At 59.4% G+C, this 16372-nt stretch carries 17 protein-coding genes; 16 read left to right on the top strand and 1 reads right to left on the bottom strand.

The window, feature by feature from the left end; all coding sequences use genetic code 11:
• Window positions 1-90 precede the first annotated feature (90 nt).
• Together PGR09_RS12395 and speB are read left to right on the top strand one after the other, a co-directional pair.
• Window positions 91-765, top strand: coding sequence for a hypothetical protein (locus tag PGR09_RS12395; RefSeq protein WP_047078912.1), 675 nt, complete (start codon window positions 91-93; stop codon window positions 763-765).
• Window positions 766-918: 153 nt separating this feature from the next.
• Complete coding sequence (speB, locus tag PGR09_RS12390; protein WP_015369744.1) at window positions 919-1839, top strand: agmatinase; 921 nt, start codon at window positions 919-921, stop codon at window positions 1837-1839.
• 120 nt (window positions 1840-1959) lie between these two features.
• Here the strand turns inward: speB and PGR09_RS12385 are convergent, their stop codons facing one another.
• Window positions 1960-3186, bottom strand: coding sequence for an MFS transporter (locus PGR09_RS12385; RefSeq protein ID WP_430916193.1), 1227 nt, complete (start codon window positions 3184-3186; stop codon window positions 1960-1962).
• 427 nt (window positions 3187-3613) lie between these two features.
• On the opposite strand from PGR09_RS12385, the gene PGR09_RS12380 reads away from it, so the two are divergent.
• The 14 genes from PGR09_RS12380 to PGR09_RS12315 all read left to right on the top strand — a co-directional run bounded on the left by PGR09_RS12380 (window position 3614) and on the right by PGR09_RS12315 (window position 16329).
• Window positions 3614-3937, top strand: a complete 324-nt coding sequence (locus tag PGR09_RS12380; protein ID WP_004151769.1) for a Rieske (2Fe-2S) protein — start codon at window positions 3614-3616, stop codon at window positions 3935-3937.
• The gene (locus PGR09_RS12375) at window positions 3934-4242 is read left to right on the top strand and encodes a recombinase-like helix-turn-helix domain-containing protein (RefSeq protein ID WP_004144765.1); all 309 of its coding nucleotides are present in this window, start codon (window positions 3934-3936) and stop codon (window positions 4240-4242) included. Before PGR09_RS12380 ends, PGR09_RS12375 begins: the two co-directional genes overlap by 4 nt.
• 10 nt (window positions 4243-4252) lie before the next feature.
• Window positions 4253-5275, top strand: coding sequence for an aromatic ring-hydroxylating oxygenase subunit alpha (locus PGR09_RS12370; RefSeq protein ID WP_020077956.1), 1023 nt, complete (start codon window positions 4253-4255; stop codon window positions 5273-5275).
• The gene (locus PGR09_RS12365) at window positions 5275-6024 is read left to right on the top strand and encodes an SDR family oxidoreductase (protein WP_122542284.1); all 750 of its coding nucleotides are present in this window, start codon (window positions 5275-5277) and stop codon (window positions 6022-6024) included. The genes PGR09_RS12370 and PGR09_RS12365 overlap by 1 nt, the downstream gene beginning before the upstream one ends.
• Window positions 6025-6037: 13 nt before the next feature.
• Complete coding sequence (locus tag PGR09_RS12360; protein ID WP_045392053.1) at window positions 6038-6826, top strand: IclR family transcriptional regulator; 789 nt, start codon at window positions 6038-6040, stop codon at window positions 6824-6826.
• Between the two features lie 88 nt (window positions 6827-6914).
• Window positions 6915-7841: a VOC family protein gene (locus PGR09_RS12355; RefSeq protein WP_045379551.1), complete on the top strand. Its 927-nt coding sequence runs from the start codon at window positions 6915-6917 to the stop codon at window positions 7839-7841.
• Window positions 7838-9034 carry an NAD(P)/FAD-dependent oxidoreductase gene (locus PGR09_RS12350; protein WP_430916190.1) on the top strand — a complete coding sequence of 399 codons (1197 nt, stop codon included), beginning with the start codon at window positions 7838-7840 and terminating at the stop codon, window positions 9032-9034. The genes PGR09_RS12355 and PGR09_RS12350 overlap by 4 nt, the downstream gene beginning before the upstream one ends.
• Window positions 9035-9060: 26 nt before the next feature.
• Window positions 9061-10317, top strand: a complete 1257-nt coding sequence (locus PGR09_RS12345; RefSeq protein WP_047078918.1) for an MFS transporter — start codon at window positions 9061-9063, stop codon at window positions 10315-10317.
• Window positions 10318-10327: 10 nt separating this feature from the next.
• Window positions 10328-10858, top strand: a complete 531-nt coding sequence (locus PGR09_RS12340; protein WP_045392044.1) for a cupin domain-containing protein — start codon at window positions 10328-10330, stop codon at window positions 10856-10858.
• 9 nt (window positions 10859-10867) lie between these two features.
• Window positions 10868-11638, top strand: a complete 771-nt coding sequence (locus PGR09_RS12335; RefSeq protein ID WP_122542288.1) for an alpha/beta fold hydrolase — start codon at window positions 10868-10870, stop codon at window positions 11636-11638.
• Window positions 11622-12416, top strand: coding sequence for an SDR family oxidoreductase (locus PGR09_RS12330; RefSeq protein ID WP_049046612.1), 795 nt, complete (start codon window positions 11622-11624; stop codon window positions 12414-12416). The genes PGR09_RS12335 and PGR09_RS12330 overlap by 17 nt, the downstream gene beginning before the upstream one ends.
• A 9-nt stretch (window positions 12417-12425) precedes the next feature.
• Window positions 12426-13190 (top strand): aspartate dehydrogenase, encoded by a 765-nt coding sequence (locus PGR09_RS12325; RefSeq protein WP_063415655.1) that lies wholly within the window; start codon window positions 12426-12428, stop codon window positions 13188-13190.
• A 15-nt stretch (window positions 13191-13205) separates the two neighbouring features.
• On the top strand, window positions 13206-14675 hold the full coding sequence (locus PGR09_RS12320; protein ID WP_047078923.1) for an aldehyde dehydrogenase: 1470 nt from the start codon (window positions 13206-13208) through the stop codon (window positions 14673-14675).
• Between the two features lie 13 nt (window positions 14676-14688).
• Complete coding sequence (locus PGR09_RS12315; protein WP_430916189.1) at window positions 14689-16329, top strand: thiamine pyrophosphate-binding protein; 1641 nt, start codon at window positions 14689-14691, stop codon at window positions 16327-16329.
• The last annotated feature ends 43 nt before the right edge of the window (window positions 16330-16372 follow it).

The raw sequence follows: 16372 nt of genomic DNA, 5'->3' as shown, positions 1-16372 counted from the left end.
AATCTGAAACATCATATTGCATGCTTTTTAAAACCGTAAAGGCCCGTACACTGCCGCAAGGAAATTACAGCAGTGGGACAGGGATGGTATATGAAAAGCATGCCGTATTACGGTTTTATTATCGGTGTATTACTATTAAGCGGCTGTTCGCGCCCAATAGCAAACAATAGTTGCGCGGCGCGCCCCTCTGTGGCCGGCCCTCATGAAGAGAACGACCTGCGCTCAACGATTAAACACAGGTCCGCGGAACGCATGGGTCGTTACCCTGACGAAATGGTATCGATTGATTATTCCGGCCCGTATCAAACTGGTTTTGATCAACAGTATAATATTCATCAAGGTGACCTGGAATATACGGTACGTGATGCTAATTATAATTTTCTTCCTATCACTCGTAGTTATAATCATGATACGGGCGAATGGCAATATGCCATTGAGGCGCATAATGGTACGCAGTATCAATTATACGTCCGCAATTATAGCCGAAGCATGGATTATGAAATTGTCGCCACGGTAGATGGTCTTGATGTGCTGAGCGGTAAGGCCGCTTCGCTCAATAATAGCGGCTATATTGTGCCGGCTGGCGGCTCGCTGGCGATCAAAGGTTTTCGTAAAAACAGCCGCGTTGAAACGGCATTTGAGTTTTCAAACGTCTCAGCGTCTTACGCTGTCCAATCTGCCCAGGAGATTGGTCGCAACGTCGGGGCAATCGGTTTTGCCGCTTTTGCCTTACGCGGAAAAGCGCCGGCGCCTTGTCAAAAATAAACGTCCCGCTTGCCGCCGGGCGGTTTTCAGGCGATAATTTGTCCTTATAAGCAGTAACCCAATTCAAACCCTTCCTCGTCGGGCCTAACGACGCGGAGGGGTTTTTTTATACTTATTTTTTACGTTCCACGACTGTGAAAAGAGGTCATATCCATGAGCACTTTAGGTCATCAATACGATAACTCCCTGGTATCCAACGCTTTTGGTTTCCTGCGTCTGCCGATGAACTTTATGCCGTATGAAAGCGATGCGGATTGGGTCATCACCGGCGTGCCGTTTGATATGGCGACCTCCGGGCGCGCGGGTGGCCGCCATGGCCCGGCGGCGATCCGTCAGGTGTCAACCAACCTCGCCTGGGAGCACAACCGTTTCCCATGGAACTTCGACATGCGCGAACGCCTGAACGTCGTGGACTGCGGCGATCTGGTCTACGCCTTCGGCGACGCCCGCGAAATGAGCGAGAAACTGCAGGCGCACGCGGAGAAACTGCTGGCGGCCGGTAAACGCATGCTCTCCTTCGGCGGCGACCATTTCGTCACCCTGCCGCTGCTGCGCGCCCACGCCAAGCATTTCGGTAAAATGGCGCTGGTACACTTCGATGCCCACACCGATACCTACGCCAACGGCTGTGAATTCGACCACGGTACCATGTTCTACACCGCGCCGAACGAAGGGCTTATCGATCCGAACCACTCCGTGCAGATCGGTATTCGTACCGAATTCGATAAAGATAACGGTTTCACCGTGCTGGATGCGGGCCAGGTTAACGACCGCAGCGTCGATGACATCATCGCTCAGGTGAAGCAGATCGTCGGTGATATGCCGGTGTACCTGACTTTCGATATCGACTGTCTGGATCCGGCATTTGCGCCAGGTACCGGTACGCCGGTGATCGGTGGGTTGACCTCTGACCGTGCGATTAAACTGGTGCGCGGCCTGAAGGATCTGAACATCGTCGGAATGGACGTGGTTGAAGTCGCCCCGGCCTATGACCAGTCTGAAATTACCGCCCTGGCGGCGGCGACTCTGGCGCTGGAGATGCTTTATATTCAGGCGGCGAAGAAAGGCGACTAGGCCTATCCCCGTCATACTTCAAGTTGCATGTGCGTTGGCTTTCCTCGCTCACCCCAGTCACTTACTTGAGTAAGCTCCTGGGGATTCTCTGCGTCGCCGCCTTCCTGCAACTCGAATTATTTAGGGGATAGAGGTATTTACTGCTGCTGCTGCTGCGCGACGCATGCGCAGCAGCAGTACGCCGCCGGCGCACAGCGTGATCAGCTGGGAGGCCACCAGAACGGAAAAACCAGAACTGACCGATCCCACCGATTTCATCACCACTCCCATTAGCAGCGGAATAAACGCCGCGCAGATGTTGCCAATGCCGTTAATGATCCCATAGGCGCTGCCCACCGCTTCGCGCGGGGCATGATGCTGCACCACCGCCGGGATCGCCGCCCCCTGTAATCCCCAGAAAACGTTCGCCGCCAGCATAAACAACGCCAGCATCACCGGCTGCTGGCTGAGCATCAGCGCCAGCACCGAACCGGCAGTGAGTAGGCCGCCGATAATAAACAGCAGCGGCGCCTGCTCCGGGCGCATTTTGTCGAGGAGCACGCCGCCAAGAAACTTTGAGCCCAGGCTTAACAGAAAGGGGACTGCCGCCAGCAGCCCGGTGGCCTGTAGTGAGAAGTGGTGCTCATCGCGCAGCCAGGCGGGCAACCAGGCGCTGCTCCCCCATAGATAGCTGAGCGTGGCGATTTCCACCAGCAGGATCCAGCCAAGCAGCGGCGTACGCCAGGCGAGGGCAAAAGTTTGGCTGAAGCCCGGCTTCGCGCGCTGTGCGGTCACTTGCGGCGCGGGGAGAAACCGCCAGATTAATCCACCGCCGAGCAGCAAATTCAGCAGCGCCAGCACGTAGAACGTGCCGATCCAGCCAACGTGCGCCATCAGCCAGGTGACCAGCGGGAAGCCTACCGCCAGCCCCAACGATACGCCGAGGGCGGTCACCGCATTCGGTTTACCTATTTCATCGGCGGCGAAGTTGTCGTTGATAAAGCGCGTTTTCAGTGAGAATAGCGGCCCCTCCGCCACGCCAAGAACGATGCGCGCGATTAACATTCCCATTAGTGAACCGAGTAACGGGGAAATGGCGCACACCAGCGCCCATATCGCAATGCTGCTTAACAGTCCCTGACGATAATGCCATCTACTTTCTATAACTGGTGTTAATAATAATGCCGAAAAACCATAACCCAGAAGAAAGCATGTCATTAGCATTCCTTGTAACATTCTGTTTTCATTTAACTGAAAATGGGCAGCGAATTCCGGGTTAAGGATCATCACCGAGATATTTACCCGATCGACGTAGGAAATAATTATTAACAAAAGTAGTGCTATTACCCCTTGCCATCTTGCCGCCATTCGTTATCTCCACGCTTAATTTAATGATTGCCGGTTATTATTTTTTAACGCCAGAAATAGTCACATAAGTAAAATGATTCACCTGTGAAACTCATTGTTTTTTAACGATTAAATAAAGTATTGTTTCATGGGTGAAACATCATGTTTTCCGCTGTTGCACATTTTTAATGATCGTCTGGAAAAGAAGTCAATAGCCGCATGTGAAATTTAAATCGGCATTTTTATTTATAATGGATCACCTCTTTAAATATCATCATTTCATCTGAATGCAGTTTTTCGTGATCAATTGCACACTTAGCTAATTTAAAAGCCTTTCATTAACAACTTCGTCACATTAACGCTTGACGAAACATTCACCGCTTTTATATTGACCGTATTAAATAAGAAACAGAGTTTCATATATGAAACAAAAGCCTGGAGGATTGCGATGAGCTGGATAGGCGTATGTGACGCGGAGCAAGTACAGGAAGATTTTCCCTATAGCGGCAATATCGATGGTAAGGAAATCGGTATTTATCTGATTGATGGCGAATATTACGCGCTGGAAGACGTTTGCCCTCATGCCTATGCGCTCCTGAGCCAGGGCTTTGTCGAAGATGGCAAGGTGGAATGCCCGCTGCATGAGGCGGTATTCGACGTCAAAACCGGCCAGTGCCTGCATGGCCCCGGCGGCCGCAACCTTAATCGTTACCCGGTGCGGGTATACGACAATCAGATCCAGATTACTTTTATCGAGGAGAACGTGGCATGAGCGAATCCCTGGACTTCAACCCGGCGCTACCGGAAAGCCGCCAGTTTACGCCACCGGCGGAAGGCGGAAACGGCAATATCCATAAGCCTGGCGACTATCACAATCTGATTTGGCAAACCCGCAGCCGGGTGCCGGAAAACTGGGAGCTTCAGCTTATCGCGACCCTGGAAACGCTGTTCGAACAGGGCGCGGAAAGTCTCGGTGAGCTGGTGAACGGTCTCAATGGCGTCAGGATGCATGACCAGCAGGGCGAACCGTGGAGTGAAAGCAGCTTCCAGGCATTTTTACAGGTCAACGGCTACTGAGGACACAGTAATGACGACAACGGTACAAAACTATCTTGATAAAGGGTTGCGCGGTCTGTGGTATCCGGTGCTGGCGAGCTGGGAGGTGCAGTCTGCACCGGTGGGCATTACCCGTCTCGGCGAGCAGATCGTGGTCTGGCGGAATAAAGACGGTCAGGTGCAGGCGCTGGAAGACCGCTGCCCGCATCGCGGCGCGCGTCTGTCAATGGGCTGGAACTTAGGCGATCGTATCGCCTGCTGGTATCACGGGGTGGAAGTCGCCGGTAACGGCGAAGTCAAAGACGTCCCGGCGGTTGACCGCTGCCCGCTGGTCGGCCAGCAGTGCGTGCGCAGCTACAGCGTGCAGGAAGCGCATGGGGCAATCTTCCTGTGGTTCGGCGTCACCGCCGACCAGCAGCCTGATGAACTGAGCTTCCCGGAGGAACTGGCCGACCACGAAAAATACAGTAACTTCCTGTGCACCGCGGCGTGGAAATGCAACTACCAGTACGCGCTGGAAAACGTGATGGACCCGATGCACGGTACCTATCTGCACTCGTCATCGCACTCGATGGCGGAGGGCGATCGCAAAGCCGATATGGTGCTGCAGCCGACGAAAACCGGCTTTATCTTCGAGAAAAAAGGGCAGAGCGGCGTCAACTTTGACTGGGTTGAACTGGGCAACAGCGGCGCCTACTGGATGCGCCTGTCTATTCCGTACAAAAAGCGTTTCGGGCCAGGCGGCCACTTCTGGATCGTCGGCATGGTGGTTCCGGAAGATAACGACAACTGCCGCGTCTTCTTCTGGCGTATCCGCGGCGTTCAAGGCTGGCAGCGCGATCTGTGGCGCTTTATGTACCGCAACCGTCTGGAAAAACTGCACTGGGAAGTACTGGAACAGGATCGCGTGGTGCTGGAGAGCCTGGCGCCGAACGCCCGCGATCATGAATATCTCTATCAACATGACGTCGGTTTGTCCCGCCTGCGCCGCATGATGCAGAAAGCGGCGAAAGAGCAGTTAGCGCTTCGCGAAGCGCAGCAGGGTGCCGCCTGATGAACGGCCTGCTGAACGGTAAACGCATTGTCGTCACCGGCGCGGCGCGCGGCCTGGGTTACCACTTTGCCGAAGCCTGCGCCGCGCAGGGCGCGACGGTGGTGATGTGCGACATCCTGCAGGGGGAGCTGGCGGAAAGCGCTCATCGCCTGCAGCAGAAGGGCTATCAGGTCGAATCCCACGCCATCGATCTTGCCAGTCAAACGTCGATCGAGCAGGTCTTTAGCGCCATCGGCGCGCAGGGGCCGATTGATGGCTTAGTCAATAACGCAGCGATGGCGACCGGCGTCGGCGGTAAAAATATGATCGATTACGATCCGGATCTGTGGGATCGGGTGATGACGGTCAACGTTAAAGGCACCTGGCTGGTGACCCGCGCTGCGGTACCGCTGCTGCGGGAAGGCGCGGCGATCGTTAACGTCGCTTCGGACACCGCGCTGTGGGGCGCGCCGCGGCTGATGGCCTATGTCGCCAGCAAGGGCGCGGTAATTGCGATGACCCGTTCCATGGCCCGCGAGCTGGGTGAAAAGCGGATCCGTATCAACGCCATTGCGCCGGGGCTGACTCGCGTCGAGGCCACGGAATATGTTCCCGCCGAGCGTCATCAGCTGTATGAGAACGGCCGCGCGCTCAGCGGCGCGCAGCAGCCGGAAGATGTCACCGGCAGCGTGGTCTGGCTGCTGAGCGATCTTTCGCGCTTTATCACCGGCCAGCTGATCCCGGTCAACGGCGGTTTTGTCTTTAACTAACAAGTGAGGCGGTATGGCGAACGATCAGGAAGTGAAGTACCTGGTACCGGGGCTTGAGCGCGGTTTACAACTGCTGCTGGCGTTTGGCGAGCAGCATCGCGATCTGACCTTTGCCGAGCTGCATCGGCTGGTGGATATGCCGAAAGCGACCGCCTATCGCGTGGTGCAGACGCTGGAATATATGGGCTTTCTCGAGCGTAACGCCCGCACCAATACCTTTTCGCTGGGCATGAACGTACTGCGTCTGGGCTTTGAATATATCGCTTCACTGGATGTCGCCCAGGTGGGTCAGCCGGTCATCGAGCAACTGCGCGATATCAGCCAGTGCAGCAGCCATCTGGCGATCCGCGATGGCCGCGACATCATTTACATCGCCCGCGTCAGCGCCGCCGGTTCGCGTATCAACCAGGTCAGCGTCGGAACGCGGCTACCGGTGCACTGCACCTCGCTTGGCCGAATGCTGCTGACCGATGTTTCCCGCAGCGAGTTTGAGCAATTGTTCCCGGATGAACGTCTGCCGGGCAATACGCCGGGCCAGCTGTACGACCGCGAAGCGCTGTGGCAGATGGTGCAGCAGGATAAAGCTCGCGGCTATGTGATTGGCGAATCGTTCTATCGCCACGGTATCTCATCGATTGTCTATCCGGTCTTTGACCGCAGCGGCCGGGTGGCGGCGGTCGTTAGCATTCTGGTGCCGTCGGACGAGATCCCGCAAAGCGATCGCGAGCGGTTACAGAACGAGGTCAGTATGGCGGCGGACAAAATTTCCGGTTTCCTCGGATATTTGTCACAGGCAAGTTAAATCAACAACTTAACGGCAGGCGCTTGATTGCGTCGGGCATGTTTTACGCCCAAATTCGGGCGACTGAACGGTAAAGAGGCGACGAAGAATGAGTATTACCGGAATTGAAAAGCTGGAATTTGGCGTAGACGACCTGAACCACAGCGCGAAATTCATGCGCGATTTTGGCCTGACCGGCGACGCCAGCGGCCGCGCGTTTACCACCCTCAGCGGCGCGCGGGTCGAACTTAACCCGACCGATAGCGCCGACCTGCCGCCAGCCTTTGAGGCGGGCAACACCCTGCGTCGCATGACCTGGGGCGTGGCGGATCGGGCGGCGCTGGATGCGCTGCGCCCGAAGCTGGAACGTCAGCCCGCTTTCCGTGAAATCGACGGCGCGCTGGAGTGCCGCGACCCTAACGGTATGACGCTGCGGGTGCAGGTAAGCCAGCAAACGGCGGTGGAACTGAACGTCGAGCCGATCAACCAGTGGGGCGATGTACGTCGCATCGACACCCCAAGCCCGGTGTACGACCGCGCGCAGCCGATTAACGTCGGCCACGTGGTGTTCTTCGTGGAAGAACTGGCGGCGGTAGAAAGTTTCTATCGCGAAGTGCTCGGCTTCCAGGTGTCAGACCGCTATATCAATCGCGCGGTGTTCCTGCGCTGCGGCGTGCGCGGCGGCCACCATAACCTCTTCTTATTGCAGTTGCCCAACCGCAAACGTGGACTTAACCACGTCGCATTTACCGTACGTGATATTCACGAAGTGATCGGCGGCGGCATTGCGATGAATAAAAACGCCTGGAGCACGTTTATCGGCCCCGGCCGCCATCCGGTCTCCTCGGCCTACTTCTGGTATGTCAACAGCCCGACCGGCGGCGCTTTTGAGTACTACACCAACGATGACTATCTGACGGAAAACTGGCAGCCGCGCGAGCTGGAGCATTCACTCGTGTCCTTTACCGAATGGGCGGTGGAAGGCGGTATCGATCACGATACCCGTCGCCAGCAGAAAAAACCGGAGGCGGTATGACGGCGCGGATAGTCATTATCGGCGGCGGCCAGGCTGGCGGCTGGGCGGCGAAAACGCTGCGTGATGAAGGGCTTAGCGGCGAGATTTGCGTGGTTGCCGAAGAGCAATGGGATTTTTACGAGCGCCCGCCGCTGTCGAAAGCGGCATTGCTGGAGGCCGAACCGGCGCTGCCGCGATTATTCAGCGCCGAGGCGCAACAGGCGCTGGATCTGCGCTGGTACCGCCCGCTGCGCGCGGAATCGATCGACCGGCAAAATAAAACCCTGGCGCTGAGCAACGGCGAAACGCTGGCGTACGACCAACTGCTGATCGCCACCGGCGGCCGCGCGCGCCTGCCGTCCGAGGCCTGGGCGCAGCATCCGCAGGTCTATACCCTGCGCCACTGGCAGGACGCGCAGCGTCTGAAGCAGCGGCTGGCATCGGCAACGCGGCTGGCGATCGTCGGCGGCGGCTGGATTGGCCTCGAAATCGCCGCCTCGGCGCGCAAAAGCGGCGTAGCCGTGACCCTTTATGAACAGCAGCCGGCGCTGTGCATGCGCTCGGTCAGTATGGAGGTCTCGCAGGCGCTGGATGAGTTGCATCGCCGGCAGGGCGTTGATATTCGCCGCGGCTGCGGCGCGCTGGAGCTGGAAGATGATAACGGCCTGCCGACGCTGCACTGCGACGGCCAGCGGGAAACCTTCGATGCGGTGGTGGTGGGGATCGGCGTCGATCTCAATCTGGAACTGGCGCGCGATGCCGGGCTCGCTGTCGAGCGCGGGATTGTCGTCGATGCCCAGGGACGCAGCAGCGATCCGGCGATTTTCGCCGCCGGCGATGTCGCTCAGCATCATCAGTATGGCCTGTGCATTCAGTCGTGGGCCTTTGCGCAAAATCAGGCCATCGCGACGGCGAAAGCGATGCTCGATCCGCAGGCCAGCGGCTACGACGAGGCGCCATGGCTGTGGTCGGATCAATACGATCGCAATATCCAGATCCTGGGGATCCCGCAGGCGGGCAGCCGTACCATCGTGCGTGACGAGCCGCAGGGCGCGCTCTATTTCTCGCTCAATGCCGATGGACGTTTAACGCAGCTGGTGGCCTTCAATAATGCACGTACCGTGAAGCTGGCGAAGCGCTGGATGGCGGCGGGGAGGGATCTCTCTGACGTCCCGCTCGCTGACCCGACTTTCTCGCTGATGTCATTGCGATAATTAACGCGAACCCTTAAGGGGGAGAAATGACCACATTAGAGACTAACGCCGCGCCTGCTGAGGCGCGCGGCGAGGGCGTCCGCACGCCTGAAAAGGCGGTGCGTTGGGCCATTCCGCTGTCGCTGCTGGCCTGCGTACTGCTGGCGTTTTTCGACAAAATCAGTATCGCCGCGCTGTTTTCCGATAGCCACTTCCAGCAGGCGATGGGGATCGATTTCGATACCACCCGGCTGGGTATTTTGATGAGCGCCTTTCTGCTGAGCTACGGCTTCTCGTCAGTGTTATTAAGCGGTCTTGGCGACCGGATTGCGCCGCTGCGCTTGCTAACTGGAATGATGGTGGTGTGGTGCATCCTGATGGTGATCATGGGCTTCACCCACAACTACGCGCTGATGGTGACGCTGCGCATCCTGTTGGGCATCGCCGAAGGGCCGCTGTTCCCGCTGGCGTTCGCCGTGGTGCGCCACACCTTCCCGCAGCGGCTGCAGGCTCGCGCCACCATGCTGTGGCTGCTCGGCACGCCGGTTGGCGCGGCGCTAGGTTTTCCGCTGTCAATTTGGCTACTCAATACCTTCGGCTGGCAGAGCACCTTTTTCGTGATGGCGATGCTGACGGTGCCGGTGCTGATTTTTGTGCGTATCGGGCTGCGCGGCGTGCAGCTGGAGGCGAAAGTCGGCAGCGATAAAACGTCGCAGGAAGCGCGCCGCAGCGCGCGGCGCGAGCTCTTCGTTAGCCCGCATTTCTGGATGATCTGCATCTTCAATATCGCCTTTCTCGCCTATCTGTGGGGGATCAACGGCTGGCTGCCGGGCTACCTGATTAAAGGCAAAGGCATTCATCTGGAACACGCCGGCTGGCTGTCGTCGATGCCGTTTATCGCCATGCTGCTGGGCGAAATTATCGGCGCCTGGCTGTCCGACCGCGTCGATAAGCGCGCCGCCGCCTGCTTTATTTCCCTGGCGGGCGCCGGAATCGGTTTGGCGGCGGTGATGCATTTTAGCGCGCCATTACCGGTGATTGCGGCGATGAGCTTTAGCACCTTTATGTGGGGCACCGGCGCGCCAAACATTTTCGCGCTGCTGGCTAAAGCGACCCATCCACGGGTCAGCGCCACGGCGGGCGGGATTTTCAACGGGCTGGGAAACTTTGCCGGGGCCTTATCGCCGGCGGTGATGGGCGCGCTTATCGCCTTCACCCATAGCATGGATTCCGGGCTGATTTTTCTGGCGGTGATGGCGGCGGTGGGCTGCGCCCTGTTACTGCCGCTGCTGAGACGTTACTGAGGATAAAACGATGACTGATTCAACCGTAACTGCAAAACAGAGTCTGAAACCTGAACATTTGACGATGGAAGAGTGGGTGGAGTCGCGTATCGCGCGCTTCGAAGGCCGTAAATACGACTGGAATGCGCTGAAATTCCAGGCCGATTTCGACCCGAAATATCGCCGCGCGCAGATGCGCTACATCGGCACCGGCGCCACCGGCGTCGCCAGCGATACCAACACCGTTCCGGCAGAGCACTTCACCTTCTCCACCATGGTGTTGCCGTCCAAATGTGAAGGCCCGCTGCACCTGCATGATGACGTAGAAGAGGTGTTCTTCATGCTCAAAGGGCAGATCACCCTGATGATTCAGGACGGCGACAACTATACCGAAACCGTACTGCGCGAACGGGATCTGATCTCGGTACCGCCCGGAATCTATCGTGGTTTGTTCAACCACGGCGAAGAAGAGGCGCTGATGTGCGTGATGCTCGGCACCCATAAGCCACATATTCCGACCTACCCGGAAGATCATCCGCTGGCAAAAGTAAAACGTAACTAAGGGGCGATGATGACGGGTTTTCGTGAACAAGGAAGCGGCATTCCGCTGACGCTGCTGCACGGCATCAGTTCCGGCGCGTCCTCCTGGCATAAACAGATGGCGTTGCCTGGTTACCGCGTGCTGGCCTGGGATATGCCCGGTTATGGCGAGAGCCCGATGCTGTCGGCAACGCCGGCGGATGCCGGTGATTACGCCGACGCGCTGGCGCGAATGCTGGACCGCGCTGGAGTAGAGCAAACCATACTGGTCGGCCATTCGCTGGGTGCGCTGGTGGCGGCCGCCTTCGCCGCGAAATACCCGCAGCGGGTGCTTTATCTGGTACTCGCCGACGTCGCGCAGGGCTACGGTCAGGCGGAAGCCGCGCAGCGGGAAAAAGTCTGGCAGGGACGTCAACAGCAGATGGCGCTGGGCGGCGAGGCGATGGCGCAGGGGCGGGCGGCAAAACTGCTGCGCCCCGGCGCGCGCGAAGCCGATGTGGCGACGGTGGCGGCAGGCATGCGCAGGCTGCGTAGCGAAGGCTACCTCGCCGCTGCCTGGATGCTGGCGCATGACGACATCCACCGCTGGCTCGCCGACTATCGCGGCCGTCTCACGGTGTGGTGTGGCGAGCAGGATGCCATTACCCAACCGGAGCTGGTGCAGGGAGTGGCGCTGCGTTACGGCGCCCCTTACATCGCCATCCCGCAGGCTGGACATGCCAGCTATCTCGATAACGAAACCTTTTTTAATCAACAGCTTTTACGCATAGGGGAAGAGGTGCGCGATGAATGCACAAATTGAAGGACGCGTCGCGGTAGTCACCGGCGGCTCGTCAGGGATCGGCTTTGAAACGCTGCGCCTGCTGCTGGGCGAAGGGGCGAAGGTCGCCTTTTGCGGCCGCAACCCGGATCGGCTGGCCAGCGCCCATGCGGCGTTGCAAAACGAATATCCAGAAGGCGAGGTGTTCTCCTGGCGCTGCGACGTACTGAACGAAGCGGAAGTTCAGGCCTTCGCTGACGCGGTCGCCGCGCGTTTCGGCGGCGCCGACATGCTGATTAATAACGCCGGGCAGGGCTATGTCGCCCACTTCGCCGATACCCCGCGCGAGGCCTGGCTGCACGAAGCCGAACTGAAACTGTTCGGCGTGATTAACCCGGTAAAGGCCTTCCAGCCGCAGCTTGAACAGTCGGATATCGCCTCGATTACCTGTGTGAACTCGCTGCTGGCGCTGCAGCCGGAAGAGCACATGATTGCCACCTCTGCTGCCCGTGCCGCGCTGCTCAATATGACGCTGACCCTGTCGAAAGAGCTGGTGGAGAAAGGCATCCGCGTGAATTCCATCCTGCTGGGAATGGTCGAATCCGGGCAGTGGCAGCGCCGTTTCGAAAACCGCAGCGATAAGAGCCAGAGCTGGCCGCAGTGGACCGCCGAAATCGCCCGCAAGCGTGGGATCCCGATGGCGCGCCTCGGCAAACCGCAGGAACCGGCACAGGCGCTGCTATTCCTCGCTTCGCCGCTGGCCTCCTTTACCACCGGCGCGGCGCTGGACGTTTCCGGCGGTTTCTGCCGCCATCTGTAAGGAAAGATGATGAAAAAGGTCATGTTAATCGGCTATGGCGCGATGGCGCAGGCGGTGATTGAACGCCTGCCGCCGCAGGTGACGTTGGGTTGGATCGTCGCCCGCGAATCGCATCATGCGGCGATCCGCCAGCAGTTCGGCCACGCGGTGACGCCGCTTACCGATCCGCTGCAGTGCGAAGAGACGCCGGACCTGGTGCTGGAATGCGCCAGCCAGCAGGCGGTCGCGCAGTACGGCGAAGCGGTGCTGGCGCGCGGCTGGCATCTGGCGGTGATCTCAACCGGCGCGCTGGCGGACAGCGAACTGGAACAGCGTTTACGCCAGGCGGGCGGCAGGCTGACGCTGCTGGCTGGCGCAGTCGCCGGGATTGACGGCCTGGCGGCGGCGAAAGAGGGCGGTCTTGAACGAGTGACCTATCAGTCGCGTAAAAGCCCGGCCAGCTGGCGCGGCAGCTATGCCGAACAGCTTATCGACCTCAGTGCGATCAATGAAGCGCAAATTTTCTTTGAAGGCAGCGCTCGCGAGGCGGCGCGGCTATTCCCGGCAAATGCCAACGTGGCGGCAACCATCGCGCTGGGCGGTATCGGCCTTGACGCGACTCGGGTGCAATTGATGGTCGATCCGGCGACGCAACGCAACACCCATACGCTACACGCCGAAGGACTGTTCGGCGAGTTTCACCTGGAGCTGAGCGGCCTGCCGCTCGCCAGCAATCCGAAAACATCGACCCTCGCGGCACTGAGCGCGGTACGCGCCTGCCGTGAACTGGCATAACGCAGAGAGGCTGAGATGGACGAATTAGACATTTTTATCGGCGGCCAGTGGCGTCGCGGCGGCGGCAATTTGATGCACAGCCAGTTTCCGGCGGATGGCGCTATTAACGCGGCGCTGCATGCGGCAAGCCTCGATGATTTGCAGGAGGCGATCGACTGCGCCGACCGCGCCTGGCGGGAGCCAACGTGGCGGGCGATGCTGCCGCATCAGCGGGCGAAGATCCTGCATAAGGTTGCCGATCTGATTGAAGCACAGGTTGATGAGCTCACCCAAAAGCAGAGCCGCGATAACGGTAAACCGCTGGCGGAAGCGCGAGGGCTGGTGATGAGCGCCGCCGGTACCGCACGCTATTTTGCCGCCGCCTGCGAGTTGCTGGAGGGCGAGCTGCCGACGCCGCGGCAGGCGGATCTATTGACCCTGAGCCGCTATGAGCCGTTGGGCGTGGTGGCGGCGATCACGCCGTGGAACTCGCCGATCGCCAGTGAAATGCAGAAGGTGGCCCCGGCGATCGCCGCCGGGAACGCGGTGATCCTCAAACCGGCGGAAGCCACGCCGCTCATGGCGCTGGAGCTGGCGAAGATCTTCGAGCAGGCCGGTTTACCCGCCGGACTGCTGAGCGTGCTGCCGGGTAAAGGATCGATTATCGGCGATGCGCTGGCCCGCCATCCTAAGGTACGCAAAATTTCCTTTACCGGCGGCACCAGCACCGGGCGTCACCTGGCGCACGTAGCGGCGGAAAAGCTGATCCCGGCGTCGCTGGAGCTGGGCGGCAAATCACCGACCATCGTGCTGGAAGATGCCGATATCGAACAGGCGGCGCGGGGCATCTGCTACGGCATTTTCAGCTCCGGCGGCCAGGCCTGTATTGCCGGCTCGCGGCTGTTTGTCCATGAAAAAGTGTATCCGCAATTAATGGCCCGCCTGCTGGAGTTAACCCAAGGACTGCGGGTTGGTCATCCGTTCAGCGCTGGCACCCACGTCGGGCCGCTGATCAACGATAAACACCGCCAGAGCGTGCTGGAGTACGTCGAGCTGGCGAAACGCGAAGGCGGCAGCGTGCTATGCGGCGGCGAGATCCCGGCGGATCCGGCGCTGGCGGCGGGGAGCTACTTCCTGCCGACCATTATTGAAGGGCTGAACAATCAGGCCCGCGTTTGCCAGGAAGAGATCTTCGGGCCGGTGCTGGTGGCGATGCGTTTTCGCGATGAAGCGGCGCTGATCCGCGAGGCCAATGATTCGGTCTTCGGACTGGCGGCGGGGATCTGGACGCGCGATACCGGCCGCGCGCTGCGTCTGAGCGAGCAACTGGAAGCCGGTACGGTGTGGATCAACACCTACAAAGTTTTCTCCATTTCGACCCCGTTCGGGGGCTTTAAAGAGAGCGGTCTGGGCCGCGAAAAAGGGATCCAGGGGCTGAAAGCCTGGATGCAACAAAAGAGCATTTATCTGGCGACGGGTAATAGCGTCAACCACTGGTGCGACTGAGAAAGGGTGAGCAATGAGCGAAATGATAACCGTCGGCGATGCCATCGCCAGAACGCTGGAGCAGTATCACGTTGAAGCCATTTATGGCGTCATTTCTATCCATAACCTGCCGATCGCCGATGCCGTCGGCCAGCGGGAAAAAATCCGCTTTGTTCCGGCGCGCGGCGAAGCGGGCTCGGTGACCATGGCCGACGCCCATGGCCGTTTTTCAGGGCTCGGCGTGGCGCTGACCAGCACCGGCGCGGGCGCGGGTAATGCGGTCGGCGCGCTGGTTGAGGCGATGAACGCCGGTACGCCGCTGCTGCACCTGACCGGACAGGTCGAAAAAGCCTGGCTGGACGCCGATACCGGTTTTATTCATGAAACCCGCGATCAGTTGACCTTCCTGAAAGCCAGTTCGAAGCGCGCTTACCGCATTAGCAACGCCAACCAGGCGGTGGCAATACTGCATAAGGCGATTCAGGAGGCGCAGACGCCGCCGTGCGGCCCGGTCTCGGTGGAGATCCCAATCGACATTCAGAGCGCCAAAATTCCGCTTTCGCTGCTGACCGCGCCGTTGAAACGCGCTCCGGCGATTGAGCCGGAGGCGTCGATGGTCGATGCGCTGTGGGCGCAGCTTAAGCAGGCGAAGCAGCCGCTGCTGTGGCTTGGCGGCGGCGCGTTAGAGAGCGTTGAGGCGGTGAAGACGCTGGCGGATGCCGGAGTGACGGTGATTTCCAGTACCCACGGCCGCGGCATTCTGGCGGATGGCCATCGCGCCAGCCTGCGCGCGTTTCATAATTCTCCCTCGGTTGAAGCGCTGATTTCACAATGTGATTTCACACTTGTGGCCGGTTCCCGGCTGCGCAGCAACGAAACGCGCTCGTGGACGCTGGAACTGCCAACGCCGAGGGTGCAGATTGATATCGATCCGGCGGCGGCTAGTCGTAACTACCTGATGGACAACACGCTGGTGGCGGACTGCCGGGCGCTATTAGCGGCGCTGGCAGCGCGGGTACAGGGCCGGATGTGGGGCGATGCGCGTTGGGATAGCCAGCTTAAAGCGGCGGTAGAGGCGGCGGAGCAGGGGCTGCGCGACCAGTGCGGCGCTTACGCTAAATTGAATGACGCGATTGCGCAGGCGCTGCCCGATGACGGCATTCTGGTGCGCGATATTACCGTTTCCGGCAGCCTGTGGGGCAGCCGCCTGTTCCGCGCTCACGGCCCGCTGATGAATATCCATTCTCTGGCCGGAGCCATCGGTATGGGGCTACCGATGGCGGTGGGTACCGCGATTGCCAATCCGCAACGGAAAGTGGTCGGCCTGGTCGGCGACGGTGGCCTGAGCCTCAACCTTGGCGAGCTGGCGACCCTGGCGCAGGAGAAGGCCAACGTGACGCTGTTGATTATGAACGATGGCGGCTACGGCGTGATGCGCGGTATTCAGGATAAATACTTTGGCGGCCGCCAGTATTACAACGAGCTGCACACGCCGGACTTTACCCTGCTGGCGCAGGCGATTGGTCTGCAGGCGTGGAGCGTGGAACGCGCTGAGGATTTCCAGGCGGTGATGACCGAAGCGCTGGCGATGCCTGGGCCATCGGTGGTGGAAGTGAAAATGGGCCAGATTGGCGCGCTGCGCTTTGCCGGCCCGCCGCAGAAAACGCTGTATTAATGATAACCCAGTGACCCCAACCCTCTCCCTTCCGGGGAGAGGG

The organism is Klebsiella sp. 141251, assembly GCF_050600725.1.
Lineage (GTDB): Bacteria > Pseudomonadota > Gammaproteobacteria > Enterobacterales > Enterobacteriaceae > Klebsiella > Klebsiella aerogenes.
The sequence above is the reverse complement of the archived record's forward strand: the minus strand, read 5'-3'. Positions and strand labels throughout refer to the sequence as shown.

What these genes read in the sequence shown, in the direction of transcription:
- PGR09_RS12395 (WP_047078912.1), top strand. Translation starts at nt 91, where the DNA reads ATGAAAAGCATGCCGTATTACGGTTTTATTATCGGTGTATTACTATTA.
- speB (WP_015369744.1), top strand. Translation starts at nt 919, where the DNA reads ATGAGCACTTTAGGTCATCAATACGATAACTCCCTGGTATCCAACGCT.
- PGR09_RS12385 (WP_430916193.1), bottom strand. Translation starts at nt 3,186, where the DNA reads ATGGCGGCAAGATGGCAAGGGGTAATAGCACTACTTTTGTTAATAATT.
- PGR09_RS12380 (WP_004151769.1), top strand. Translation starts at nt 3,614, where the DNA reads ATGAGCTGGATAGGCGTATGTGACGCGGAGCAAGTACAGGAAGATTTT.
- PGR09_RS12375 (WP_004144765.1), top strand. Translation starts at nt 3,934, where the DNA reads ATGAGCGAATCCCTGGACTTCAACCCGGCGCTACCGGAAAGCCGCCAG.
- PGR09_RS12370 (WP_020077956.1), top strand. Translation starts at nt 4,253, where the DNA reads ATGACGACAACGGTACAAAACTATCTTGATAAAGGGTTGCGCGGTCTG.
- PGR09_RS12365 (WP_122542284.1), top strand. Translation starts at nt 5,275, where the DNA reads ATGAACGGCCTGCTGAACGGTAAACGCATTGTCGTCACCGGCGCGGCG.
- PGR09_RS12360 (WP_045392053.1), top strand. Translation starts at nt 6,038, where the DNA reads ATGGCGAACGATCAGGAAGTGAAGTACCTGGTACCGGGGCTTGAGCGC.
- PGR09_RS12355 (WP_045379551.1), top strand. Translation starts at nt 6,915, where the DNA reads ATGAGTATTACCGGAATTGAAAAGCTGGAATTTGGCGTAGACGACCTG.
- PGR09_RS12350 (WP_430916190.1), top strand. Translation starts at nt 7,838, where the DNA reads ATGACGGCGCGGATAGTCATTATCGGCGGCGGCCAGGCTGGCGGCTGG.
- PGR09_RS12345 (WP_047078918.1), top strand. Translation starts at nt 9,061, where the DNA reads ATGACCACATTAGAGACTAACGCCGCGCCTGCTGAGGCGCGCGGCGAG.
- PGR09_RS12340 (WP_045392044.1), top strand. Translation starts at nt 10,328, where the DNA reads ATGACTGATTCAACCGTAACTGCAAAACAGAGTCTGAAACCTGAACAT.
- PGR09_RS12335 (WP_122542288.1), top strand. Translation starts at nt 10,868, where the DNA reads ATGACGGGTTTTCGTGAACAAGGAAGCGGCATTCCGCTGACGCTGCTG.
- PGR09_RS12330 (WP_049046612.1), top strand. Translation starts at nt 11,622, where the DNA reads ATGAATGCACAAATTGAAGGACGCGTCGCGGTAGTCACCGGCGGCTCG.
- PGR09_RS12325 (WP_063415655.1), top strand. Translation starts at nt 12,426, where the DNA reads ATGAAAAAGGTCATGTTAATCGGCTATGGCGCGATGGCGCAGGCGGTG.
- PGR09_RS12320 (WP_047078923.1), top strand. Translation starts at nt 13,206, where the DNA reads ATGGACGAATTAGACATTTTTATCGGCGGCCAGTGGCGTCGCGGCGGC.
- PGR09_RS12315 (WP_430916189.1), top strand. Translation starts at nt 14,689, where the DNA reads ATGAGCGAAATGATAACCGTCGGCGATGCCATCGCCAGAACGCTGGAG.